We start from the raw sequence: 24,241 nt of genomic DNA, 5'->3' as shown, positions 1-24,241 counted from the left end.
CTCCTTTGGGACCGGGATTACAGGGAGTCGATGATCTTCGCGAGGTGGGCCAGGCTGCGCTCGGTGTCCCGCCGGGGCAGGTCGTCGGGGCTTTCCTCGCCCAGGGCGGTGTCCTGTTCGAGGACGTACCAGCCGTCGTAGCCGGCGGCCTGGACGGAGCGCACCATCGAAGCCACGTCCACGTCCCCCTCGCCGAGCGGGGTGTAGATGCCCCGCCCGACCGCGTCGGTGTAGCCGAGCCGTCCCGCGCGGACTTCGGCCGCCAGGTCCGCCCGGACGTCCTTCAGGTGCACGTGCCCCACCCGCTCGGGATACCGCTTCGCCAGCTCGACCGGATCCGTCCCGCCGATCATCAGGTGCCCGGTGTCGAGGCACAAGCCGAGCTCGGAATCGGCGAGGAAGCGCTCGACCTCGGCCTGCTGCTCCACGTGCGTCCCGACGTGCGGGTGCAGCACCGTGCGCAGGCCGTGGGCGGCGGCGATGTCGCGGATCTTGCCGGCGGTGCCGAGCAGCGTCGCCCATTCGGCGCCGGTGAGTTTCGGGCGTTCGTCGTAACCGTCGAGCCCGGTCGCGGCGGCGAGCACGAGGACGTCGCCCCCGCAGGCGGCGAACAGCGCGGCGGACTCTTCGGCTTCCGCGAGGGCGGCTTCCTGGTTTTCGTGCAGGACGACGGCGAGGAACCCGCCGACGAGCGTGAGGCCGTGCGTCCCGAGCAGCTCCCGGAGCCCGGCCGGGTCGCGGGGGAGGTAGCCGGGCGGGCCGAGTTCGGTCGCCTGGACGCCGAGCGCCGCCATCTCGCCGAGCACGGTCGCGGCGTCGAGCACCCGGCCCCAGCCCGGAACTTCGCAGACGCCCCAGGAGATCGGCGCGGCGGCTACTCGGATCGTCGCTGTCACAAGGGCCTCCGTCGGTGGCGTTGGAGCGCTCTATTGATTAGAGCGCTCTAATCTTGTAGCGTCCGTCACAGCAAGTCAAGACCCGGGTTTCCGGTGCTCAGGGGAGGTGCTCGTGCGTCCGACGATGGAGGACGTCGCCGCCAGGGCGGGCGTTTCGCGCGCGCTGGTCTCCCTGGTGATGCGGAATTCGCCGAAGGTGTCCGACGCCCGGCGCGCCGCGGTCCTGCGCGCCGCCGAAGAACTCGGCTACCAGCCGCACGTGATGGCGCGGTCGCTGGCCAGCCGGACGTCCACGGTGCTCGGCGTGATGGTCAACGACCTGCGCAACGCGTTCTTCGCCGACATCGTCGAGGAGCTGGACCGGGCCGCGCAGGCCGCGGGCTTCGACCTGATCCTCAACACCGGCGGCCGCAGTCCCACGCGCGAGTGGAACGCCCTGCACAACCTGCTGTCCTTCCGCCCGGCGGGGATCATCCTGCTTTCGCCGGTCGTGCCGGCGGCGTCGATCCGGATCGCGGCCAAGCAGTGCCCGGTCGTGCTGGTTTCGCGGACGATCCGCGCGTCCACAGTGGACACGGTGAACGACGACGGCGAGGCGGGCTCCGCGCTGGCCGTCGGCCACCTGGCCGGCCTCGGGCACCGGCGCATCGCGCACCTCGACGGCGGCGGCGCGGCCGGGGCGGCGCAGCGGCGGCGCGGCTTCGAGTCGGCCATGCGGGCGCACGGCCTGGAGCCGATCGTCGTGCGCAGCGAGCACACCGACATCGGTGGCGAAACCGCCGTGCGCGAGCTGCTCGCCACGTACTCGCGCGCCGAACTGCCGACGGGGCTGGTCGCCGGCAACGACTTCAACGCCGTGGGCGCGATCTCGGCCCTCGAAGAGGCCGGGCTGCGCGTACCGGGGGACGTGTCGGTCGTCGGGTACGACAACACGTCGCTGGCCGCGCTGCGCCACCTCTCACTGACCACGGTGGACCAGTCGCGCACGGACATGGCGCGGCTGGCGTTCGCGGCGCTGATCGAGCGCGTCCGCGGGGAGCGCACGGAGCCGGTCCGGCACCTGCTGCACCCCTCCCTGGTGGTCCGCGCGACCACCGCCGGGTTTTCTGCGACAGGAGGAGCACCACGATGAGGTTGGGACTGGCGGGCACCGGCCGGATCGGCACCGCGCACGCGGAGACGCTGAAGGGCTTCGAGGAGGTCGGGTCGGTCGTGGTGGCCGACGTCGACCCGGCGCGGGCCCGGTCGGCGGCCGCGAAGCTGGGCGTCGAGACGACGTCCCTCGACGACCTGTTCACCGCGGGCCTCGACGGCCTGGTCGTCACGGCCGCCACGGACGCGCACCCGGGCCTGATCATCGCGGCGGTCGACGCGGGCCTGCCGGTGTTCTGCGAAAAGCCGGTGGCCGCGGACATCCCCGGCACCCTGGCCGTCATCGACCGCATCGGCGCCTCGGACGTGCCGGTCCAGATCGGCTTCCAGCGCCGCTTCGACGCGGGCTACCAGGCGGCGCGGGCGGCGGTCGCGTCGGGCGAACTGGGCTGGCTGCACACCCTGCGCGCGACGACGTTCGACCCGGCGCCCCCGCCGGCGGAGTACGTGGCCCATTCGGGCGGGTTGTTCCGCGACTGCGGCGTCCACGACTTCGACATCATCCGCTGGGTCAGCGGCCGCGAGGTCGAGGAGGTCTACGCGATCGGCGCCAACCGCGGTGAGCGGTTCTTCGCGGACGCGGGCGACGTCGACACGGCGGCGGCGACGCTGACCCTGGACGACGGCACCCTGGCGACGGTGTCCCTGACCCGCTACAACGGCGCGGGCTACGACGTCCGGCTGGACGTGCTCGGGTCGGTGTCGGGTGTCGTCGTCGGCCTGGACGACCGGGCGCCGCTGCGCTCGGTCGAGCCGGGGGTCGCCCCGCTGCCCGGGCCGGCGTACCCGGGGTTCATGGAGCGGTTCCGGCCCGCGTACACGACGGAGTTGAAGGCGTTCCTGGACGTCGTCGCGGGCCGGGCGCCTTCGCCGTGCGTCGCGGCGGACGCGCTGGAGGCGTTCTACATCGCGGAGGCGTGCGAGGTGTCCCGGCGTGAGCGGCGTCCGGTGCGGCTGGCGGAGGTCCGGCGCTGATCACGCTGACGGTTTTGGACGAGCCCGCGCTCTCCCGCCTGCTGGACGCGGCGGTGACCGGTGCGGATCCCCTGGAAGTGATGCCCCCGGTGCCCGGCCCGCCCGGCTGGACGCCGGCCCGCCGAGACGCGTTCCTGGCGTTCCACCGAGGTCGCTCGCTCGACCCGGCGACCGCGGTGGAACGCACGTGGGTGGTCGACGTGGACGGGACCGCGGTGGGCGCCGCCCGGCTGGAGCGCCACGGCGACGCGGTGGAAGCGGGCATCTGGCTGAGCCGGGACACCCGCGGCCGCGGGATCGGCCGCGAGGTGACCAGGCTGCTCCTGGCCGAAGCCCGCACGTCGGGCGCCGCCCGCTTCACCGCCTCGACGACACCGGACAACGCCGGCGCCCGTTCGGTGCTGGCCGCCCTCGGCGCCACGCTCACCACCGAGGGCGACGAGATCCGCGCGGACCTGCGCCTCGGCTGAGCAAACCTCGTGAGCGGGAAACAGTGTGCTAACCCTGTTTCCCGCTCACGACCAGCCGCGGCAGGATCTCCGTCCGCACGTACTCGAGCGCGTCCCGCTCCGGGAGGATGTGCGGCCCCTGCACCCACGCGACCCCGTGCCGCACCGCCGCGGCCGTGACGCGCTCCCGCAGCGCGCCCACCACCCCCGCGCCCAGCACCAGCGCGTCCACGACACCCAGCCGGGACAGCACCGCTTCCTCCGAAACGACGCCGTCCGCGGCGAAACCCGCCGCGGACAGCGCCGCCGTCACCCTCGAGACCGTGGCCGGGTTGCGGCCGAACAGCAGCACCTTCATGCCGCCCAGGCTCACACCTCAAGGGCACTCGAGGTCAAGACAGTTCGAGCGTGGGGGAGTACATCTCGATCCAGTGGTAGAAGTCGAGCACCCGATCCAGCCCGATCCGCATCGCCGGGTCCATGGTCGCCGGGTCCACTTCGGACGCCCGGTGCGCCCACCCGCGGTCCACCAGCCCGAACACCTGGTGGCCCGGGTCGGCCAGCACCTCCTTGACCTGCTGCTGCAGCGCCGCCGCGTAGCCCGGGTCCTGCGTCGACGGGTACGGGCTCTTCACCCGCTGGGCCACCGACTCCGGCAGCACGTGCTTGGTGGCGTGCCGCAGGAGGCTCTTCTCGCGGCCGTCGAACGTCTTCAGCGACCACGGCGTGTTGTACACGTACTCGACCAGCCGGTGGTCGCAGAACGGCACGCGGACCTCCAGGCCCACCGCCATCGACGCGCGGTCCTTGCGGTCGAGCAGCATCCGCACGAACCGGGTCAGGTGCAGGTTGCAGATGGTCCGCATCCGCGCCTCGAGCGCGGACTCGCCGTCGAGGTGCTCGACCGCGGAAACGGCCGACGAGTACTGGTCGGCGACGTAGGACTCGACGTCGAGCTTCTTCACCAGGTCCGGTGTGTACAGCGACGCCCGCTCGTCCATCATCGACGTCCGGAACGCCAGCCACGGGAACGTGTCCGCGTTGACGGCCTTCTCGTCGTGGAACCAGCGGTAGCCGCCGAACACCTCGTCGGCCGACTCGCCGGACAGCGCCACCGTCGACTGGCCGCGGATCGCCTTGAACAGCAGGTAGAGCGAGGTGTCCATGTCGCCGAGGCCGGCCGGGATGTCCCGGGCCCGCAGCACCGCGCGCCGGACCTCGGGGTCGGTCAGGTCGCCGGGGTTGAGCATGACGTCCTCGTGCGCGGAGTTCACCAGCTCGGCGACGTCCCGCACGAACGGCGAGTCCGCGGTGTCGCGCATCTCGTCGGGCTTGAAGTTCTCCTCCTGGCCGAAGAAGTCGACGGAGAACGTCCGCAGCTGCTCGCCGTGCTCGGCCAGCCGCGCGGCGGCCAGGCCGGTGACGGCGCTGGAGTCCAGACCACCGGACAGCAGCACGCACCGCGGGACGTCGGCGACGAGCTGGCGGTTGACGATGTCGGTCATCAGCTCGCGCACGCGCGCGACCGTCGTCTCCTGGTCGTCGGTGTGCTTCTTCGCGTCCAGCTTCCAGTAGGTGCGGGTCTTGATGCCCTCGCGGGACACGGTGACGATCGTGCCCGGCTGGACCTCTTCCATGTCCTTCCACAGCGACCAGCCCGGCCGCTTGGTGAAGCCGGCCAGCTCGCGGAAGCCGTCGAGGTCGACGACCTTCTTCGCGAGCGGGTTGGCCAGGATGGCCTTCGGCTCGGAGCCGAACAGCACGCCGTCGCGCGTCGGGTAGTAGTAGAACGGCTTGATGCCCATCCGGTCGCGGATCATCACGAGCCGGTCGTCGCGCTCGTCCCAGATCGCGAAGGCGTACATGCCGTTGAGGTGGTCGACGACCGCGTCGCCCCACTGCAGGTAGCCGTGCAGCACGACCTCGGTGTCGCTGTCGGTCTCCCACTGGTGGCCGAGCTTCGTCAGCTCTTCCTTCAGCTCGGTGAAGTTGTAGGCCTCACCGCTGTAGACCATCGCGACGTCGCCGTTCGGCGTGTGCACCGACATCGGCTGCCGGCCGCCGGGCAGGTCGATGATCGCGAGCCGCCGGTGGCCGAGCGCGACGTTCCGGCGCACCCAGGTGCCTTCGTCGTCCGGGCCGCGGCAGGACATGGTCGCGGTCATCGCGTCGACCACCTCCTCGCGGCGGGTGAGGTCGGCGTCGTAGGAAACCCAGCCGGCGATACCGCACATAGGTGATCCCCTCTCCCAAAGATTTGCTTAGCCGATACAACTATCGGTAACACAGGTGTAACACGACCTGAAGATGTTGTCTGCCCGAATTGCACTTTCCGCACTTGTTTGGTCACGCGGTGTGTTGTGAGTCACTGACCAACTGCATGCAGTCACAGTGGGGCAAACGTTTGCGTGACCGCCGCCACCTGCCATAAAGACGGCGTAAATGCGTGTCAGGAACGCATCAAGGCGCCGTCAGCCGCAGGTCGGAACCGGGTCCCGGAGCCGCAGAGTGAAGGCGTCCGGTCACCGAACCCGGTGACCCGTCTTGAGAGGTGCCTGTGGCCGACTTGCTCTACGCCGTCCTGCTGATCGGCGTGTTCGTGGTGCTCGCGCTGGCGCTGCGCGGGATGGAAAAGCTGTGAGCGGCGCCGGAACCGTGGCCAATGTCGTCGGCGGACTGCTGGCGCTGGGCCTGCTCGGCTACCTCTTCGTCGCGCTGATCAAGCCGGAGAAATTCTGATGTCCGACACGACGGCCGGGCTCATCCAGCTCGGCCTCCTCCTCGCCGCCCTCGCCGCGGTCTACAAACCGCTCGGCGACTACCTGGCGCGCGTCTTCTCCAGCGAGAAGCACACGAAGCTCGAGAAGGGCCTGTACAAGCTCTTCCGCGTCAACCCGGACTCCGAACAGCGGTGGCCGACCTACGCCGCCGGTGTGCTCGGCTTCTCGTTCGTCTCCGTCGTCCTGCTCTACCTGCTGCAGCGGCTGCAACCGCTGCTGCCGTGGAACCTGGGCCGCGGCGCGGTGAGCCCCGGCGTCGCGTTCAACACGGCGATCTCCTTCGTCACCAACACGAACTGGCAGTCCTACGTCCCCGAGACGACGATGGGCCACTTCGTGCAGATGGCCGGCCTGACCGTGCAGAACTTCCTGTCGGCGGGCGTCGGCCTGGCCGTGGCGATCGCCGTGACGCGCGGGTTCGTCCGCGCGAAGACCGACCGCCTCGGCAACTTCTGGGTGGACCTCACGCGCGGCACGGTCCGCGTGCTGCTGCCGATGGCGTTCGTGTTCGCGCTGGTGCTGGTCGCGCTCGGCGTCGTGCAGAGCCTCAAGGCCGGCGTCGCCGTCACCAACCCCGACGGCAGCCCGAGCACCATCGCCCTCGCCCCGGCCGCGAGCCAGGAGGCCATCAAGGAACTGGGCACCAACGGCGGCGGCGTCCTCAACGCCAACTCCGCGCACCCGTTCGAGAACCCCAACGCCTGGTCGAACCTCGTCGAGCTGTTCCTGATCCTGGTGATCCCGGTCAGCCTGACCCGCGCGTTCGGCAAGCTGGTCGGCAAGCCCAAGCAGGGGTACGTGCTGCTCGGCGTGATGAGCCTGCTCTGGGCCGCGTCGCTGGCGATCATCTGGTTCTCCGAGGCCTACGCGGACAACCCGGCGGCGCGGGCCGCGGGCGCGAGCATGGAGGGCAAGGAGCAGCGGTTCGGCATCGGCCTGACGTCGATCTTCGCCGACACCACCACCGGCACGTCCACCGGCGCGGTCAACGGCGCCCACGACAGCCTTTCGGGGCTCGGCGGCGGGGGACCGCTGCTGAACATGCTCTACGGCGAGATCTCGCCGGGCGGCGTCGGCACCGGGCTCTACGGGATCCTGGTCATGGCGATCATCGCGATGTTCCTGGCCGGGCTGATGGTCGGGCGCACCCCGGAGTACCTGGGCAAGAAGCTCGGCCGGCGCGAGGTCACCTGCGCGGCGATCGCCATGCTGGCCATGCCGACCGTGGTGCTCCTCGGTTCCGGGATCGCGCTGCTGCTGCCGGACACGGTGGGCGCGCTCGGCAACGGCGGCGCGCACGGCCTGTCCGAGATCCTCTACGGCTACGCGTCCACCGGCAACAACAACGGCAGCGCGTTCGGCGGCCTGACCGCGACGAACGACTGGTTCCAGTCCTCGTTCGGCGTCGCCATGGCGTTCGGCCGGTTCATCCCGATCCTCGCCGTGCTCTGCCTGGCCGGCTCCCTGGCCGCGCAGCGCAAGGTGCCCGAAACCGCGGGCACGCTGCCCACCACCGGCCCGCTGTTCGCCACCATGCTCACCGGCACGGTGGTGCTCGTCGCGGCCCTCACCTTCATCCCGGCGCTCGCGCTCGGGCCCATCGCGGAGGCACTCGCATGACCGTCACCGAAGAACGACCCCAGGTGACACCCGCCACTGAGACGACGAGCCGGGTCGGCGCGGGGGTGTTCAGCCCGCGCCAGCTCTGGACGTCGCTGCCGGACGCGTTCCGCAAGCTCAACCCGAAGCACCAGCTCGGCAACCCGGTGATGTTCGTGGTGTGGGTGGGTTCCGCGCTCACCACGGTCTTCGCGGTCACCGACCCGAGCGTCTTCACGATCCTGATCGCCGTCTGGCTCTGGTTCACGGTGCTCTTCGCGAACCTCGCCGAAGCCGTCGCGGAAGGGCGCGGCAAGGCGCAGGCGGAATCCCTGCGGCGGGCGAAGAAGGAGACGGTCGCGCGCCGGCTCACCGCGACCGGCTCGGAGGAGCAGGTCCCGGGCGTCGAGCTGAAGATCGGCGACCTGGTCGTCGTCGAGGCGGGCCAGGTGATCCCGGGCGACGGCGACGTCGTCGAGGGCATCGCGACCGTCGACGAGTCGGCCATCACCGGCGAGTCCGCCCCGGTCATCCGCGAATCCGGCGGGGACCGCAGCGCCGTCACCGGCGGCACGACCGTGCTGAGCGACCGGATCGTCGTGAAGATCACCACCAAGCCGGGCGAGTCCTTCGTGGACCGCATGATCGCGTTGGTGGAAGGCGCTTCGCGGCAGAAGACGCCGAACGAGATCGCGCTGACCATCCTGCTCTCGACGCTGACGATCATCTTCCTGCTCGCCGTCGTCGCGCTGCAGCCGATGGCCCGCTACTCCGGGTCCGAGCAGTCGGTGGTCGTGCTGACCGCGCTGCTGGTGTGCCTGATCCCGACGACGATCGGCGCGCTGCTGAGCGCCATCGGCATCGCGGGCATGGACCGCCTGGTGCAGCGCAACGTCCTGGCGACGTCGGGCCGCGCGGTCGAGGCCGCCGGTGACGTTTCGACGTTGCTGCTCGACAAGACCGGCACCATCACCTTCGGCAACCGCCGGGCCACCGAGCTGATCCCGGTCGGATCGTCCACACCGGACGAACTGGCCCGCGCGGCGAGGCTGGCCAGCCTCGCCGACGAAACCCCCGAGGGCCGCAGCGTCGTCGAGCTGACGGCGGACCACGCGGCCCAGGACGAGCACGGCGAGTTCGTCCCCTTCACCGCGCAGACGCGGATGAGCGGGCTCGACGTCGGCGACCGGCGGATCCGCAAGGGGGCGGCGAGTGCCGTCCGCGCGTGGGTGCGGGACAACGGCGGCGAGTTCCCCGACGAGACCGAGCGCGTGGTCGACGAGATCAGCGCGCAGGGCGGCACGCCGCTGGTCGTCGCGGAGAACACGGTGGTGCGCGGCGTGATCCGGCTGTCCGACGTCGTCAAGCCGGGCATGAAGGAGCGTTTCGCGGAGCTGCGCGAGATGGGCATCAAGACGGTGATGATCACCGGCGACAACCCGCTCACCGCCAAGGCCATCGCCGCGGACGCCGGCGTCGACGACTTCCTCGCCGAGGCCAAGCCCGAAGACAAGATGGCGCTCATCAAGAAGGAGCAGGAAGGCGGGCGGCTGGTCGCGATGACCGGCGACGGCACCAACGACGCGCCCGCGCTCGCCCAGGCCGACGTCGGCGTCGCGATGAACACCGGCACCTCGGCGGCCAAGGAAGCCGGGAACATGGTCGACCTCGACAGCGACCCCACGAAGCTGATCGAGATCGTCGAGATCGGCAAGCAGCTGCTGATCACGCGCGGCGCGCTGACCACGTTCAGCGTCGCCAACGACCTGGCCAAGTACTTCGCCATCCTGCCCGCGATGTTCACCGCCATCTTCGCCCAGCTGGGCGGGCTGAACATCATGCACCTGGCCACGCCGAAGTCGGCGATCCTCTCCGCCGTCATCTTCAACGCGCTGATCATCGTCGTGCTGATCCCGCTGGCCCTGCGGGGCGTGCGGTACAAGCCGTCGTCGGCGTCCGCGCTGCTGCGCCGCAACCTGCTCGTCTACGGCCTCGGCGGGATCGTCAGCCCCTTCCTCGGGATCTGGCTGATCGACCTGCTCGTGCGCCTCATCCCAGGAATCGGGTGAACGAAAGTGAACACGCTCGTCAAGCAGACCTGGGCGGGGCTGCGCGTCCTCATCGTGATGACGGTCCTGCTCGGGGTCCTCTATCCCCTGGCGGTGTGGGCCATCTCCCGCATCCCCGGCCTCGAAGGCAACGCCGAAGGCTCGGTCGTCACGCAGAACGGCCAGGCCGTCGGGTCGTCGCTCATCGGCGTCGACCCGGTGCCCGCCGACCCGGCGCGCGACCCGTGGTTCCACACGCGGCCCTCGGCTCTCTCGAAGGACGTGCTCGGCCCCGGCGACCCCTCGACGTCCGGAGCGTCCAACAAGGGCCCGTACAACGAAGACCTCGTGAAGGCCATCGGGGAACGGAAGGACGCCATCGCGAAGCGCGAAGGTGTGTCGCCCGATCAGGTACCGCCGGACGCCGTGACGGCGTCGGGTTCCGGCCTCGACCCGGCGATCAGCATCGCCTACGCGGACCTGCAAGCCCAGCGGGTCTCCCGGAACACCGGCCTGCCGCTCGACCGGGTGAAGCAGCTGATCGAGGCGAACACGAGCGGCGCCGGGATCGGCGTCCCCGGCGTGAATGTGCTCCAGCTCAACTTGGCCGTGCGCGGCGCGGCCGGAGGGGCACACTGACAGCGTGACCACCGTGAACAAGCCGCGCCGGGGGGAGCTGAGGATCTACCTCGGCGCGGCTCCGGGCGTCGGCAAGACGTTCGCCATGCTCGGCGAAGCGCGCCGGCGCTCCGACCGCGGCACCGACGTCGTCGTCGGGCTGGTGGAGACGCACGGCCGGGAGAAGACCGCGGTGCTGCTCGAAGGCCTGGAGCTCGTGCCGCGGCGGCCCGCCGGTCACCGCGGCCGCGAGTTCGACGAGATGGACGTCGACGCGATCCTCACCCGTGCGCCCGAGGTCGCCGTCGTGGACGAGCTCGCGCACACCAACGTGCCGGGCTCGCGCAACGCCAAGCGCTGGCAGGACGTCGAGGAGCTCCTCGAAGCGGGCATCGACGTGCTGTCCACGGTCAACGTCCAGCACCTGCAGAGCCTCAACGACGTCGTCGAGCGGATCACCGGCGTCACACAGCAGGAGACCGTGCCGGACGAGGTGGTTCGCCGCGCCGAGCAGCTCGAGCTGGTCGACATCACGCCCGAGGCGCTGCGGCGGCGGCTCGCGCACGGCAACGTCTACCCGGCCGAGCGGATCGACGCCGCGCTCGGCAACTACTTCCGCCCGGGCAACCTGACCGCGTTGCGCGAGCTGGCCCTGCTCTGGGTCGCCGACCAGGTCGACGTCGCCCTGCAGCGCTACCGCGCCGAGCAGAGCATCACCGACACCTGGGAGACGCGCGAACGCGTCGTCGTCTCGATCACCGGCGGGCCGGAGAGCGAGACGCTGATCCGCCGCGCCAGCCGGATCGCCACCCGGGCCGGCGCCGAGCTGCAGGTGCTGCACATCCTGCGCGGCGACGGCCTGTCCGGCATCGGCCCGACCGCGATGGCCCGCTGCCGCACGCTGGCCGAGGAGGTGGGGGCGACCTTCCACACCGTCGTCGGCGACGACGTCCCGGCCGCGCTGCTGGACTTCGCCCGCGGCGTCAACGCGACCCAGCTGGTGATCGGGACCTCACGGCGTTCTCGCGTGGCGCGGTTGTTCGACGAGGGCATCGGCGCCGGGGTCGTGCGGCAGTCCGGGTCGATCGACGTGCACATGGTCACCCACTCCGAGGCGGGCGGGCGGCTGCGGACGCGGCTGGGCGCGAGCCCGCTGGGGTTCTCGCGGCTGGTCGCGGGCTGGGTGCTCAGCGTCGTGCTGCCGGTGCTGGTGACCGTGGTCGGGTTCTTCATCCCGGCCGGGCTCGACTTCGCCACCGACGTCATCTCCTACGTGCTGGCCACGGTCGTCGTGGCGCTGGTCGGCGGGCTCGGCCCGGCGCTGGTCGCGGCCGTGCTCGGCGCCGGGCTGCTCAACTTCTTCTTCACCCCGCCGCTCTACACGCTCACCGTGCACACGCCGCAGAACCTCGTGACGCTGATCGCGATGGTCGTGGTCGCGGTGCTCGTCGCGCTGGTCGTCGACCAGGCCGCGCGCCGGGCCACGCAGGCGGCGCGGGCGCGGACGGAGGCGGCGCTGCTGGCCTCCTACGCGCGGACCGTGCTGACCCACGCGAACCCGATCGAGCGGCTGCTGGAGAAGGTCCGCGAGAACTTCGGGCTGACGTCGGTGACGCTGCTGGAGAAGCAGGAAGGCGCGTGGCGGGGCGTGGCGGCCGCCGGGGAACGGCCGTGCGCGGACCCGGACGAGGCCGACGTCGACATCGCCGTCACCGCCGACGTCCACCTGACCCTGCGCGGGCGGGCGCTGCCGGCGGCCGACCGGCGCGTGCTGGAAGCCGTGGCCGGGCAGGCGTTGCTCGCGTTGCGCCAGCAGCGGACGGCGGCCGCGGCCGCGGCGGCGGAGCGCAAAGCGGAGGCGACCGAGCTGCGCACGACGTTGCTGTCGGCCGTCGGGCACGACCTGCGCACGCCGCTGACGTCGATCAAGGCGTCCATCGGCAGCCTGCGCGCGCCCGACCTCCGGCTGTCCGAAGAGGACACCGCGGAGCTGATGGAGGCCATCGAGCTGTCCGCCGACCGGCTCGCGGGCCTGATCGACAATCTGCTCGATTCCTCGCGGCTGGCCACCGGCGCGGTGAAGCCGCACCTGCGTCCGGTGGGGTACGACGAGGTCGTCGCGCACGCGTTGTCCACTGTGGACAACTCCGACGCGGTGCGAGTGGCGGTCGACGACCAGCTCCCGGTGGTGCTCGCCGACCCCGGCCTGCTGGAGCGCGTGGTGGCGAACGTGCTGGACAACGCCCTGCGGCACGGGGGTTCGCCGGTGTCCGCGCGGGCCTCCGCGCACTCCGGGCACGTCGAGCTGCGGATCGTCGACCACGGCAAGGGCCTGCGCAAGGGCGCGGCGGACTCGGCGTTCGCCCCGTTCCAGCGCCTGGGCGGCGACCGCGACACGACCCCGGGCGTCGGGCTCGGGCTGTCGGTGGCGAAGGGCTTCACCGAGGCGATGGGCGGCACGATCCGCGCCGAGGACACCCCGGGCGGCGGGCTCACCATCGTGGTTTCGCTGCCCGCGTTCAGCGTCGAGTTCCAGGAAGAGGGGGTGCGATGAGCGACCCGGGTGCCACCGTGCTGGTGGTGGACGACGAGCCGCAGATCGTGCGGGCACTGCGGATCAACCTCAACGCCCGCGGCTACAAGGTGATCACCGCGCACGACGGCACGGCCGCGCTCAAGGCGGTGGCCGAAACCAAGCCGGACGTGGTGGTCCTGGACCTCGGCCTGCCGGACCTGGACGGCACGGAGGTGATCGCGGGCCTGCGCGGCTGGACGACGGTCCCGATCATCGTGCTGTCCGCGCGCGGCGACTCGGCGGACAAGGTCCAGGCCCTCGACGCGGGCGCGGACGACTACGTGACGAAGCCGTTCGGCATGGACGAACTCCTGGCGCGCCTGCGGGCCGCGGTCCGCCGCTCGGCGGTGACCGGCGCGGACGGCGCCGAGGCGGTGGTGGAGACGTCGTCGTTCAGCGTCGACCTGGCGGCCAAGCGCGTCCGCCGCACCGACGGTTCGGAAGTCCACTTGACGAAGACGGAGTGGGGAGTCCTGGAACTGCTGGTCCGCAACCGCGGCCGGCTGGTGGCGCAGAAGCAGCTGCTGCACGAGGTGTGGGGCCCGTCGTACGAGACGGAGTCCCACTACCTGCGGGTCTACCTGGCCCAGCTGCGCCGCAAGCTGGAGCCGGAACCTTCGCGGCCGCGTCACCTGCTCACCGAACCGGGCATGGGTTACCGCTTCGAGGCTTGACCCGGCGGGTACCCCGGTCGGGTGACCGAAGGGAAATGGCTACCGGGCGGCCGCTTGCCGGGGAAGGCCGCACTGGCGTTGGCGATCGTGTGCACGGTGTGCGCACTCGGCACCGGCCTGCTCACCGTCGGCGGCGGGCTCCCCGGGCTGCAGCGCGGGATCCAGCTCGCCGTGACGGCGCTGTGGCTGGTCCTGGCCGGGTGCTACTGGTTCCGCTACGCCCGGACGCGCCGGCGCCGCGGATGAGCGAGCCCGCACCCCACCGCGGCCGGCGAGCCCGGCTGCTGGGCCTGCTCCTTTTGGCGGCGCTCGGCTACCTGGCGGGGGTGGGGGTGTCGGCCGCGTTCGGCGTCGAGGACCCGTGGACCCGCGGCATCATCGGGATCGGCCCGCCGCTCGGGGGCGCGCTGGCGGAGTGGATCCGGCGGCGCGCCCGCGGCGCCTAGAACGCCGGAAGGCCCCTTCCCCGGCGGTGCTGCCGGGGAAGGGGCCTTCCGGGAGTTCGCTTACTGCGCGCGGGTCGAGCTGCCAGTCACGCCGGACGACGTACCGGTCGAGGTCGGCGCGCCGCCGGTGCTCGTGCCGCCGCCGGTGCTGGTCGGCGGCTCCTCCGTCGTCGAGGTCGGGGGTGGCGGCGTCGTGCTCGTCGGGGGCTTCGGGGTGGTGGAAACCGGCGGCTTCGGGGTCGTCGGCGTCGTGACCGGTGGCGGGTTGCCGCCCGTGTCGCTGCGCGGGGGCGGCGGGGGCTGGGTCACCAGCGTCGTCGTGGTCTTGCCGTCCGGGCTGACCGACACGACCGTGGTCGGGGCGCTCGACGACGTCGTCGCCGACTCGCTCGTCGGGGCGCCCACCGTCGACGGGCCGGCCGACGAAGGGGTGGTCGGGATCGTCTGCAGGCCGGCCTGCGAGGTGCCCTGGCCGCCGGTGCCTCCGGTGCTGCCCGCGGTCGTGGCCGGGTCCGGGCCCGCCAGCTCGGCGACGGCGGCGAACGCGGTCGCGACCACCAGGCCGGCGACCCCGAGCACCACGTACCCGGTGCGGTTCGGTTTGCTGCTCTTCGGCGGCGCGGTGTCGATCCTGGTGATCCCGTCGGGGCGGGGCATACAGGCTCCTTGGGGGAAGCTTCGGGGAGGCGCGGGCGAGGTCGGTAACGGGGCACTGCGCCCGCGGCGGGGGAGCGACCTCGGCCCGGAGGTTATCACCGGCGTGCGGGTATTCGCCCAGGTAGTGGCCTTGATCCGTTACTGTGCGCGGTCAGTTGACCCGGAAGGGAGAGATGGCGTGAGTGAGGAAGAAACGAACACCCGGGTGACGGCGTGGGTGCGCGGCCGGGTCCAAGGGGTCGGTTTCCGCTGGTGGACGCGCAGCCGTGCGCTCGAACTGGGTCTGGTCGGGAGCGCGAGCAACCTCGCCGACGGGCGTGTCGAGGTCATAGCGGAGGGTAGCCGGGACCACTGTGCGCGGCTGCTGGCCGCGCTGCGGTCGGGAGAATCACCCGGAAGTGTGGAGCACGTCGCCGAGCGCTGGTCCGACCCGAAAGGGGGACTCAGCGGTTTCGCCGAGCGGTGACGCATGGTTGCCGCGGCGGCGCCCGGTGTGCTAGGCGCGCCGAGGAGGGGCGCGTCCGGCGGACCCCGGAGGCCCCCAGGTAGCCTGGGACGATTGAAACGCCAGTACCGGCAGCCAGAGGGGTCAGCACCCAGTGCACCTGAAAAGCTTGACGCTGAAGGGCTTCAAGTCCTTCGCCTCGGCCACCACGCTGCGCTTCGAGCCCGGGATCACCTGCGTGGTCGGGCCGAACGGCTCCGGCAAGTCGAACGTGCTGGACGCGCTGCGCTGGGTCATGGGCACCCAGGGCGCCAAGGACCTGCGCGGCGGCAAGATGGAGGACGTCATCTTCGCCGGCACCGCGGGCCGCGCCCCGCTCGGCCGCGCCGAGGTCACCCTCACCATCGACAACGCCGACGGCGCGCTCCCCATCGAGTACTCCGAGGTGTCGATCACCCGCCGGATGTTCCGCGACGGCGCCAGCGAGTACGAGATCAACGGCGACCGCTGCCGCCTGATGGACGTCCAGGAACTGCTCTCGGACTCCGGCATCGGCCGCGAGATGCACGTCATCGTCGGGCAGGGCCAGCTCTCGGCGATCCTCGAGTCCAAGCCCGAGGAGCGCCGCGCCTTCATCGAAGAGGCCGCCGGCGTCCTCAAACACCGCAAGCGCAAGGAACAGACCCTGCGCAAGCTGGCCAACATGCAGGGCAACCTCGACCGCCTCGGCGACCTCACCACCGAGCTGCGCCGCCAGCTCAAGCCGCTGGGCAAGCAGGCCGAGATCGCCCGCAAGGCCCAGTCCGTCCAGTCCGAGCTGCGCGACTCCCGCCTGCGCCTGCTCGCCGACGACCTGGTCACCCAGCGGGACGCGATCGCGCGCGAAGAAGCCGACGAGAAGACCGCCCGCCAGCGCCGCGGGGAGGTCGAGCAGCACCTCGAGCTCGTCTCCGCCGAGGAAGCCGAGCTGGAGTCGTCGCTGGCCGAGGACGCGCCGCTCCTGCAGACCGCGCAGGAGACTTGGTACAAGCTGTCCGCGCTGGCCGAGCGCCTGCGCGGCACCGTCCGCCTCGCGATCGAGCGGCAGCGGCACCTCTCCGCCGACGTCACGACGTCGACCGGCGGCCGCGACCCCGAAGAGCTCCTCGAAGAGGCCGAGCGGGTCGCCGAGCAGGAAGAGGAGCTCAACGAGGCCGTCATGGAGGCCCGGGAGCTGCTCGCCGAGACCGTGCTGCGCCGCGAAGACCTCGAACAGCGCGTCCAAGCCGCGGAGCGCGCGCACTGGGCCGCCGTCCGCGCCATCGCCGACCGCCGCGAGGGCATGGCCAAGCTGACCGGCCAGGTCGAGGCGCTGCGCAGCAAGAACGGCGCCACCTCCGACGAGATCGACCGGCTCAGCGTGTCCCTCGAAGAGGCCGCCGAGCGCGCCGAGATCGCCGTCGAAGAACTCGAGATGGCCAAGGCCGAGGGCGGCGTCGAGGAGTCCGACGACGCCGGTCTGATGGACCGCCACGACCGCGCGGTCGAAGCCAACAACGCGGCCAAGGCGCGCGTCGAAGAGCTGGTCAAGGCCGAACGCGCCGCCGAGCGCGAGATCGCGTCGGAGAAGGCGCGCGTCGAGGCGCTGTCGATGGGCCTGCGGCGCAAGGACGGCGCGGGCGCGCTGCTCGGCGCGTCCCACGAGCTGCCGGGCCTGCTCGGCTCGGTCGCCGCGCTGCTCACCGTCGAGCCGGGCTACGAGGTCGCGCTGGCCGCGGCGCTCGGCCCGGTGGCCGACGCGGTCGCCGTCACCGGCGGCGAAGACGCCCTGCGCGCGTTGAAGTACTTGAAGGAAACCGATTCCGGCCGGGCGGGCATCCTGCTCGGCGGTCCGGAGTCCACTGTGGACACCTACTCGTGGCCGTCGCTGCCGGAAGGCGCGCGCTGGGCGCGTGAGGTCGTCACGGCGCCCGCGCAGCTGCGGCCCGCCGTCGAGCAGGCCCTCGAGAAGCTGGCGCTGGTCCGCGACCTCGACGCGGCCCGGCACCTGGTCGCGGTGCACCCGGAGGTCCGCGCGGTCACCGCCGAGGGCGACGTCTTCGGCGCCCGCTGGGCGATCGGCGGCTCCGGCAAGCGCGAGAGCGTGATCGAGGTCCAGGCCGCCGTCGACGAAGCGGCCGAGCGGCTCCGCCTGGCCGAGCGCTCGCTGGAGCGCTACGCGGCCGAGCTGGAAGGCGCCCGCGCCGAGCAGCAGGCGCGCCGCGAAGAGGTCTCGCAGGCCAAGGACGCGCTCGGCGAGGCCAAGGTCCGCAAGGCCCGGTCGTCGGAGCGGCTCAACCGGATGCAGCAGGCCGCCCGCCAGGCGCAGGCCGAGGTCGAGCGGTTCTCCGGGCAGCGCGCGAAGGTCGAGCAGAGCCGCGTCCAGGCGCTGGCCCAGCTCGCCGAGCTGGAGGAACGGCTCGCCGCCGTCGCCGAGCAGCCGGTCGAGGACGACCCGGACACCGCCGAACGCGACGCCGCAGTCGAGGAGCTGGCCGTCGTCCGGCAGCAGGAGATGGAAGCGCGGCTCGCGCAGCGCACCGCCGAGGAGCGGGCGCGCAGCATCGCGGGCAAGGCCGAAGGGCTCCGCCGCGCCGCGCACGCCGAGCAGCAGGCCCGCGAACGCGCCGAGCGCGCCGCCGCGGCCCGCAAGCGTGGCGCCGAGATCGCGAACGCCGTGGTCAACGGCGGCGAGATCGCCCTCGACCGCATCGAGCACTCCGTCCAGCGCGCGGCCACCGAACGCGACGAGGTCCAGGCCCGCCGCCAGACCCGCGAGCAGGCGCTGACCGGCGTCCGCGCCAAGGTCCGCGAGCTGACCGGCGAGCTGGAGAAGCTGACCGACGCCGTGCACCGCGACGAGGTCCTGCGCGCCGAGCAGCGGCTGCGCCTGGAGACCCTGGAAGCGAAGATCGCCGAGGACTTCGGCATCGGCCTCACGGATCTGGTGCAGGAGTACGGCCCGGACGTCCCGGTCCCGCCGAGCGCGGGCGAGATGGCCGAGTACGAGGCGGCCAAGGACCGCGGCGAGGACGTCACCCCGCCGCCGCCGATGCCCTACGACCGCGACACCCAGGCCCGCCGCGCCAAGCGCGCCGAGAAGGACCTCTCGTTGCTGGGCAAGGTGAACCCGCTCGCGCTCGAGGAGTTCGCGGCGCTGGAGGAGCGGTACAAGTTCCTCTCCACGCAGCTGGAAGACCTCAAGGACACCCGCAAGGACCTCGAAGCCGTCATCAAGCAGGTCGACGAGAAGATCCTCGAGGTCTTCGCCGGCGCGTACGCCGACGTGGCCCGCGAGTTCGAGACGGTCTTCAGCGTGCTGTTCCCCGGCGGCGAGGGCCGGATGGTCCTCACCCAGCCGGACGACCTGCTCAGCACCGGCGTCGACGTCGAAGCCCGCCCGCCGGGCAAGAAGGTCAAGCGGCTGTCGCTGCTCTCCGGTGGCGAGAAGTCGCTGGTCGCGGTGGGCATGCTGGTCGCGATCTTCCGCGCGCGCCCCTCACCCTTCTACGTGATGGACGAGGTCGAGGCGGCGCTCGACGACACCAACATGCGCCGCCTGATCGGCCTGCTGGAGCAGCTGCGCGACTCGTCGCAGCTGATCATCATCACCCACCAGAAGCCGACGATGGAGATCGCCGACGCGCTCTACGGCGTGAGCATGCAGGGCGACGGCATCACGAAGGTGATCTCGCAGCGCCTGCGCACGGCCGACGACGAACCGGTCGCGGTCGGCTGACGCGTCACATGTCGTCTTCGCGCGGCGCGCGGCGGTCGTCGCCCCGCGCGCGCGGCTCGTAGGTGCCGAGATCGTTGCCGATGTGGGTGGCGTCGTCGATCCGCGGCCGGCGCCCGCGCGGCGTCATCATGCCGCGTTTGACGCCTCGCTTGCGGTCGGACCGCAGGTGAGACCCCCTCTCCGCTCCCAGGTTACGGAAGCGGAGAGGGCGGTCACATCCCCTTAGCCGGCGACCCAGAACGCGTAGTCGGCCGAGTAGCGGACCGCCGTCTGGGCGCCGTCGGTGCACGCTCCCGCCGGAGCCACGCCGCCGCGGGTGTTGAGGCGCTGGATGTACGTCACCTTGCCGAAGACGCCGTCGCCGGTGTTCAGGTTCGCCTTGAGCAGCAGTTCCGGGATCGCGCCGTCGCGCGGGGCGTTGGCCACCGCCGCCGCGCCGACCGTGCTGCCGTCCACGATGGACGTCCAGACCGGGCCCTTGCTGTGCAGCGCCACCGGCTTGCCGTGCTTCGACAGCACCGCCGCGGGCTGGATCAGCGTCCACGCGCCGGCGGTGCAGCCGTAGATCTGCACGCCCTCGGCCGGGTACGCGGCCAGGGCCTTGTTGCCCGCCGGGACCTTGATCGCGTCCGGCACGCGCGGGGCCGCCGGGGTGGCCGAGGCCGTCGCCGCGCCGCCGAGGAGCAGGCCGCCGATCGCGAGCGCCACCGTCATCCGCTTCATGAAGTCCACCTTCGAAGTCCTCCCGCCGCTTCTCGGCGGGCTCCCGCAAACCGACACGGGCGCCCGCCGGAAACGGTTCAGAAGGATCAGGCGGTGGTGACCTCTTCGCTCTCGCCCACGGCCTCGGCTTCGGCCGCCTTCGGGTCCGGCGTCCGGTGCCGCAGCGACAGCAACCCGCCCACGACCAGCGTGATCACCACGCCCAGCAGCGTGTACCACGGATACGCCAAGGCCACGCGGTCCCCGGCCGCCTTCGAGAAGTCGATCCCGATCAGGCCACCGGTCTTCGCGCTGAACTTCACCCCGAGGATGACGAACGCCATCACCACGACGGTGGCGACGAACGCGACGATCGCGTCCACCTGCCGCGCCTTCTTGATCAGCAGGCCGAGCAGGAACGACCCGAGCAGCGCGCCGTAGGTGTACCCGGTGATCGCGAGACCCAGCTCGATGACCGAGTTCTTCGTGGTGGAGAACAGCGACGCGAACACCGCGAACACGACCGCCCAGATGAGTGTCCACATGCGACCGTGCTTGAGCAGCTTCGAATCTTCCGGCGCGCGCTTGGTGAACCGCTGGTAGAGATCGGCCACAGTGGACGTCGAAAGCGCGTTGAGCGCCGAAGCCAACGCTCCCATGGTCGACGCGAGCACGCCCGCGATGAGCAGGCCCGAGACGCCGGCCGGCAGGTCGTCGATGATGAACCGCGAGAACACGTCGTCCGGGCTCTGCAGGCCGAGCTGCGCGACCGACTTGCGCCCGTTGAACACCCACAGCATCGCCCCGACCAGCAGGAACAGCGCGAACTGGATGGTGACGATGATACCGCTGCCGATCAGCGCCTTCTGGCCGTCGCGCAGGCTGCGCGTGGCCATCAGCCGCTGCGCGATCAGCTGGTCCGCGCCGTGCGAGGCCATCGACAGCGCCGCGCCGCCGAGCACCGCCGTGATGAACGCGTACGGGCTGGTCAGCAGGTTCTTCGTGAAGTCGACGAGCATGAACTTGCCGTCGTCGGACGCCTGGGTCATCCAGTCGCCGGGCAGCTTGTTCAGCAGCACGATCGCGGCCACCGCGGCGCCGCCGAGGTAGAGGGTCAGCTGGATGACGTCGACCCAGACGACCGCCTTGATCCCGCCGATGTAGGCGTAGATCAGCGTCAGCGCGGTCAGGATGACGACGATCACCCAGTAGTCGAGGTGGATGTCGTAGTGCCCGAGGATCACCTTGATCGGGATCGCGCCGGCGAACAGGCGGACGCCCTCGGCGAGCAGCCGGGTGATCACGAACGTCACCGACGCCGTGCCCTGCAGCCCCGAGCCGAACCGCTTCCCGAGGAACGCGTACGCGCTCACGAGGTTGCCGCGGAAGTACCGCGGCAGCAGCACGAACGCGGCGACCGTCCGGCCGATGATGTAGCCGAAGGCCAGCTGCAGGAACAGGAACGCGTTGCCGAAGACGAGGCCCGGCGTGCTGATCACGGTCAGCGTCGAGGTCTCCGTGGCCACCACGGACAGCATCACCGCACCCCACGGCAGGCTGCGCTCACCGACGAAGTAGTCGGCCGCCGACCGTTGCTTCCGGCCGACGAGCACGCCTATCAGCGGCATCGCCGCCAGGTAGACCACGATGATCGCGAGGTCAACACCACGCATGGACTTCTCCTACCCTCATCCGGCCTTCTCCGCGACTCGCAACCGCGTCACGGTGCCCCCCAGCGGGGCGGGAAGGATCAGTGGCCCGGCACCCGGCACGAGCGCGCCGAGCAGGCGCGGCCCGCGGGCACCGGTCGCCGACGGCACCGTACCGGGCACGCCGCACCAGGTGAGCCACCCCAGCAGCGCGGTCAGGTACGCCTCCTTGCCGGCGCCGGGCAGGCCGAGGTCGTCGCTGGTCTTGAGCACGGCCGAAGGCAGGTTCCGCGCCAGCGCCGTCATCACCGCCGGGTTGCGGATGCCGCCGCCGGAGGCGATGACGATCGTGACGCCGTGGCGGCGGCACCGCTCGGCCACGGTCACGGCGGTCAGCTCGGTCAGCGTCGCGAGCAGGTCGGCGGGCCCGACCAGGTCGAGGCCGGCCAGCGCGGCGTCGAGGTAGGCCGCGTTGAAGTGCTCCTTGCCGGTCGACTTCGGTGGCGCGGCGGCGAAGTAGGGGTCGGCGAGCAGCCTGCCGAGCAGGTCGGCGCGCACCGAGCCGTCGAGCGCGAGCCGCCCGTCGACGTCGCTGCGCTGCCCGGTGACGCGGTGGGCGGCGAGGTCGAGCAGCGCGTTGGCGGGGCCGGTGTCGTAGGCGATCGCCGGTGCGCCGTCGGCGACGACGGTGATGTTCGCGATGCCGCCGAGGTTGAGCGCGGCGACCGGGCGCCCGGTGTCCTGGGCGAGGCCGCGCAGCCACAGCTGGTCGAGCGTGCTCGCCAGGGGAGCGCCGTGGCCGCCCGCGGCGACGTCGCGGGCCCGCAGGTCGGCGACCACCGGCAGGCCGGTGCGCTCGGCGATCCAGGCCGGCTGGCCGAGCTGGAGGGTGCCGCGGACGTGGCCTTCCTCGACCCAGTGGAACACCGTCTGGCCGAGCGAAGCGACCAGGTCCGCGCTGCCGCCGGCGAGTTCTTCGGCGCCGCGCCGGGCGGCGTCGGCGAACGCCTGCCCGACGCCGGTGTCGAGCCGCGTCAGCTCGCCGGCGGTGCAGGGGCCGGGCGGGAGGGCGGCGAGGAGACCTTCGCGCAGCGGTTCCGGGTAGGGGACGTCGAGCTCGCCGAGCGGCGTCAGCACCACGGTGTCGTCCTCGGCGCGCAGGTCGGCGGCGGCCACGTCGATGCCGTCGACCGACGTGCCCGAAATCAGGCCGATCACCCGGAAGCCGTGGTTGCCCATCCGGAGGGGTTTAGTGCAGGTCTTCCTGTGACGCAACCCACTTGGTGAAGTCTTGGCCCAATCGGGATCGATCTGGTGGCGAATTGCCTGTGTGGACGGGGTGTCCGGGTCCGCGCGGTGCGGATGGAAGGATGGGTCCCGTGTCGAGCACCTGGTTCCTGTTCGTAGTCCTGGCCGTCGTCGTGCTGGTCGCCCTCCTGGTGACCGGCCTGCTGGTCGCGCGCAAGCGCCGGATCAGCCTGGACGCCAAGCGCGAGGTCGAGGAGAAGCCGAAGGGCGGCTCCTACGCGGCCAGCGGGGGCATCGCCCTCGCGCCCGGCGGGTCGGCCGAAGCGCCCGAGCACCCGGTCGAGGACCGGCCGGAGACCGAAGGCCAGCCCGCGGTCGGCGACGACGCCGCCGTGCCGCGTGATTCGGCGCAGCGCACGGTCCGCGACGTCAAGCTCCCCGAAGAGCCCCCCGCGCCCGCCGCGCCGGCTCCGGTCGCCCCGGCGGCTCCGGCCGCTCCGGTGGTCGAGGAGATCGACCCGGCGACGGGCCGCATGGAGCGGCTGCGCGGCCGGCTGGCGAAGTCGCGTTCGGTGTTCGGCACCAGCCTGCTCGGCCTGCTCGGCGCCGGCGACCTCGACGAGGACTCCTGGCAGGACGTCGAAGACACGCTGCTGATGGCCGACCTGGGCGCGGCCACCACGACCCAGATCGTCGACCGCCTGCGCGACGAGCTCTCGCGGCGCGCGATCCGCTCGTCGGCCGAGGCCCGCGAGGTGCTGCACGAGGTGCTGACGGCGCAGCTGTCCACCGGCAGCGAGCGCGCGGTGCGGGCGCTGCCCCACATCGTCGACGGCAAGAAGCAGCCCGCGGTCGTGCTGGTGGCGGGCGTCAACGGCACGGGCAAGACGACGACCACGGGCAAGCTCGCCCGCGTCCTGGTGGCCCAGGACAAGACGGTGGTCCTGGGCGCGGCGGACACCTTCCGCGCGGCGGCGGCCGACCAGCTCCAGACGTGGGCCGAGCGCGTGGGCGCGGAGGTCGTCCGCGGCAAGGAAGGCGCGGACCCGGCGGCGGTGGCGTTCGACGCGGTGAAGCGCGGCGTGGACACGGGCGTCGACGCGGTCCTGATCGACACGGCGGGCCGCCTGCACACGAAGACGGGCCTCATGGACGAGCTGGGCAAGGTCAAGCGCGTCGTGGAGAAGCAGGCGAAGGTCGACGAGGTGCTCCTGGTCCTGGACGCGACGACGGGCCAGAACGGCCTGATGCAGGCCCGGGTGTTCGCGGAGGTCATCGACGTCACGGGCATCGTGCTGACGAAGCTGGACGGGACCGCGAAGGGCGGGATCGTGTTCCAGGTCCAGCGCGAGCTGGGCGTCCCGGTGAAGCTGGTCGGGCTGGGTGAGGGCCCGGACGACCTGGCCCCGTTCGAGCCGGGCGCGTTCGTGGACGCCCTGCTGGGCTAGATGTGATGTCCGGGGAGGTTGGTCAGCCGGGTGACCGGCGGCTTGCCGCCGGTTGAGCTGTGGGGTCGATGATGATTGTAGAAGTGCATCCAGCCCGGTAACGCCGCCCGGCGCAGGGCATCG

The 24,241-nt window shown here is 71.8% G+C and carries 23 protein-coding genes; 14 read left to right on the top strand and 9 right to left on the bottom strand.

The genetic code is table 11. From position 1 onward, the window contains the following. Nucleotides 1-17: 17 nt before the first annotated feature. A complete protein-coding gene (locus tag ACLJQM_RS29670) occupies nucleotides 18-896 on the bottom strand; it encodes a TIM barrel protein (protein ID WP_410633615.1) in 879 nt (292 codons plus the stop codon). 124 nt (nucleotides 897-1,020) lie between these two features. Between ACLJQM_RS29670 and ACLJQM_RS29665 the strand changes: the two genes are divergently transcribed. The 3 genes from ACLJQM_RS29665 to ACLJQM_RS29655 are packed head-to-tail and all read left to right on the top strand — an operon-like array spanning nucleotide 1,021 to nucleotide 3,493. Further along, the gene (locus ACLJQM_RS29665; RefSeq protein WP_410634067.1) at nucleotides 1,021-2,028 is read left to right on the top strand and encodes a LacI family DNA-binding transcriptional regulator; all 1,008 of its coding nucleotides are present in this window, start codon (nucleotides 1,021-1,023) and stop codon (nucleotides 2,026-2,028) included. Then, a complete protein-coding gene (locus tag ACLJQM_RS29660; RefSeq protein WP_360782617.1) occupies nucleotides 2,025-3,023 on the top strand; it encodes a Gfo/Idh/MocA family oxidoreductase in 999 nt (332 codons plus the stop codon). Before ACLJQM_RS29665 ends, ACLJQM_RS29660 begins: the two co-directional genes overlap by 4 nt. A gap of 14 nt (nucleotides 3,024-3,037) precedes the next feature. Then, complete coding sequence (locus ACLJQM_RS29655) at nucleotides 3,038-3,493, top strand: GNAT family N-acetyltransferase (protein WP_247013120.1); 456 nt, start codon at nucleotides 3,038-3,040, stop codon at nucleotides 3,491-3,493. A 28-nt stretch (nucleotides 3,494-3,521) separates the two neighbouring features. Here ACLJQM_RS29655 and ACLJQM_RS29650 read toward each other — a convergent pair whose 3' ends face one another. Together ACLJQM_RS29650 and asnB are read right to left on the bottom strand one after the other, a co-directional pair. Beyond that, entirely contained in the window at nucleotides 3,522-3,830 is a 309-nt protein-coding gene (locus ACLJQM_RS29650) for a hypothetical protein (RefSeq protein ID WP_410633613.1), read from the bottom strand. A 34-nt stretch (nucleotides 3,831-3,864) separates the two neighbouring features. Continuing rightward, nucleotides 3,865-5,706 (bottom strand): asparagine synthase (glutamine-hydrolyzing), encoded by a 1,842-nt coding sequence (gene asnB, locus ACLJQM_RS29645; RefSeq protein WP_410633612.1) that lies wholly within the window; start codon nucleotides 5,704-5,706, stop codon nucleotides 3,865-3,867. Nucleotides 5,707-6,109: 403 nt separating this feature from the next. On the opposite strand from asnB, the gene kdpF reads away from it, so the two are divergent. Genes kdpF through ACLJQM_RS29605 form a run of 8 tightly spaced genes read left to right on the top strand, consistent with a single transcriptional unit; the run spans nucleotide 6,110 to nucleotide 14,212 of the window. Beyond that, complete coding sequence (kdpF, locus tag ACLJQM_RS29640) at nucleotides 6,110-6,211, top strand: K(+)-transporting ATPase subunit F (RefSeq protein ID WP_360782605.1); 102 nt, start codon at nucleotides 6,110-6,112, stop codon at nucleotides 6,209-6,211. Then, the gene (gene kdpA, locus ACLJQM_RS29635; RefSeq protein ID WP_410633610.1) at nucleotides 6,211-7,872 is read left to right on the top strand and encodes a potassium-transporting ATPase subunit KdpA; all 1,662 of its coding nucleotides are present in this window, start codon (nucleotides 6,211-6,213) and stop codon (nucleotides 7,870-7,872) included. Before kdpF ends, kdpA begins: the two co-directional genes overlap by 1 nt. Next, nucleotides 7,869-9,920 carry a potassium-transporting ATPase subunit KdpB gene (kdpB, locus tag ACLJQM_RS29630; RefSeq protein WP_410633608.1) on the top strand — a complete coding sequence of 684 codons (2,052 nt, stop codon included), beginning with the start codon at nucleotides 7,869-7,871 and terminating at the stop codon, nucleotides 9,918-9,920. Before kdpA ends, kdpB begins: the two co-directional genes overlap by 4 nt. 6 nt (nucleotides 9,921-9,926) lie before the next feature. Continuing rightward, nucleotides 9,927-10,538: a potassium-transporting ATPase subunit C gene (locus ACLJQM_RS29625; RefSeq protein WP_410633606.1), complete on the top strand. Its 612-nt coding sequence runs from the start codon at nucleotides 9,927-9,929 to the stop codon at nucleotides 10,536-10,538. 4 nt (nucleotides 10,539-10,542) lie between these two features. Then, nucleotides 10,543-13,071 (top strand): DUF4118 domain-containing protein, encoded by a 2,529-nt coding sequence (locus tag ACLJQM_RS29620; protein WP_410633605.1) that lies wholly within the window; start codon nucleotides 10,543-10,545, stop codon nucleotides 13,069-13,071. After that, nucleotides 13,068-13,766, top strand: a complete 699-nt coding sequence (locus ACLJQM_RS29615; protein ID WP_247013107.1) for a response regulator — start codon at nucleotides 13,068-13,070, stop codon at nucleotides 13,764-13,766. The genes ACLJQM_RS29620 and ACLJQM_RS29615 overlap by 4 nt, the downstream gene beginning before the upstream one ends. Before the next feature lie 21 nt (nucleotides 13,767-13,787). Continuing rightward, nucleotides 13,788-14,012, top strand: a complete 225-nt coding sequence (locus ACLJQM_RS29610) for a hypothetical protein (RefSeq protein ID WP_410633603.1) — start codon at nucleotides 13,788-13,790, stop codon at nucleotides 14,010-14,012. Next, complete coding sequence (locus ACLJQM_RS29605; RefSeq protein ID WP_410633601.1) at nucleotides 14,009-14,212, top strand: hypothetical protein; 204 nt, start codon at nucleotides 14,009-14,011, stop codon at nucleotides 14,210-14,212. The genes ACLJQM_RS29610 and ACLJQM_RS29605 overlap by 4 nt, the downstream gene beginning before the upstream one ends. Nucleotides 14,213-14,272: 60 nt before the next feature. Here the strand turns inward: ACLJQM_RS29605 and ACLJQM_RS29600 are convergent, their stop codons facing one another. Further along, nucleotides 14,273-14,869: a hypothetical protein gene (locus ACLJQM_RS29600; RefSeq protein WP_360782584.1), complete on the bottom strand. Its 597-nt coding sequence runs from the start codon at nucleotides 14,867-14,869 to the stop codon at nucleotides 14,273-14,275. A 178-nt stretch (nucleotides 14,870-15,047) separates the two neighbouring features. Here ACLJQM_RS29600 and ACLJQM_RS29595 point away from each other — a divergent pair, with 178 nt between their 5' ends. Beyond that, nucleotides 15,048-15,335, top strand: a complete 288-nt coding sequence (locus tag ACLJQM_RS29595; protein WP_247013097.1) for an acylphosphatase — start codon at nucleotides 15,048-15,050, stop codon at nucleotides 15,333-15,335. Between the two features lie 133 nt (nucleotides 15,336-15,468). Continuing rightward, a complete protein-coding gene (smc, locus tag ACLJQM_RS29590; protein ID WP_410633598.1) occupies nucleotides 15,469-19,071 on the top strand; it encodes a chromosome segregation protein SMC in 3,603 nt (1,200 codons plus the stop codon). Nucleotides 19,072-19,075: 4 nt separating this feature from the next. On the opposite strand, the gene ACLJQM_RS29585 is transcribed toward smc, so the two are convergent. The 4 genes from ACLJQM_RS29585 to ACLJQM_RS29570 form a co-directional block, all read right to left on the bottom strand. Further along, nucleotides 19,076-19,201 carry a hypothetical protein gene (locus tag ACLJQM_RS29585; RefSeq protein ID WP_360782577.1) on the bottom strand — a complete coding sequence of 42 codons (126 nt, stop codon included), beginning with the start codon at nucleotides 19,199-19,201 and terminating at the stop codon, nucleotides 19,076-19,078. Nucleotides 19,202-19,293: 92 nt separating this feature from the next. Beyond that, on the bottom strand, nucleotides 19,294-19,794 hold the full coding sequence (locus ACLJQM_RS29580) for a DUF3455 domain-containing protein (RefSeq protein WP_247013092.1): 501 nt from the start codon (nucleotides 19,792-19,794) through the stop codon (nucleotides 19,294-19,296). A gap of 86 nt (nucleotides 19,795-19,880) precedes the next feature. Next, nucleotides 19,881-21,446 (bottom strand): sodium:solute symporter, encoded by a 1,566-nt coding sequence (locus ACLJQM_RS29575; protein WP_410633597.1) that lies wholly within the window; start codon nucleotides 21,444-21,446, stop codon nucleotides 19,881-19,883. A gap of 15 nt (nucleotides 21,447-21,461) precedes the next feature. Further along, the gene (locus ACLJQM_RS29570) at nucleotides 21,462-22,661 is read right to left on the bottom strand and encodes an anhydro-N-acetylmuramic acid kinase (RefSeq protein WP_410633595.1); all 1,200 of its coding nucleotides are present in this window, start codon (nucleotides 22,659-22,661) and stop codon (nucleotides 21,462-21,464) included. 140 nt (nucleotides 22,662-22,801) lie between these two features. Between ACLJQM_RS29570 and ftsY the strand changes: the two genes are divergently transcribed. Then, complete coding sequence (gene ftsY / locus ACLJQM_RS29565) at nucleotides 22,802-24,118, top strand: signal recognition particle-docking protein FtsY (protein WP_360782569.1); 1,317 nt, start codon at nucleotides 22,802-22,804, stop codon at nucleotides 24,116-24,118. Here the strand turns inward: ftsY and ACLJQM_RS29560 are convergent. Beyond that, nucleotides 24,115-24,241, bottom strand: a 127-nt coding sequence (locus ACLJQM_RS29560; RefSeq protein WP_410634065.1) for an integrase core domain-containing protein, incomplete at its 5' end; no start/stop codon positions are given. The two genes, ftsY and ACLJQM_RS29560, sit on opposite strands and share 4 nt — an antisense overlap.

Source organism: Amycolatopsis sp. cmx-4-83 (assembly GCF_046548815.1).
Lineage (GTDB): Bacteria > Actinomycetota > Actinomycetes > Mycobacteriales > Pseudonocardiaceae > Amycolatopsis > Amycolatopsis pretoriensis_A.
This window is presented reverse-complemented; position numbering and strand designations above follow the sequence as displayed.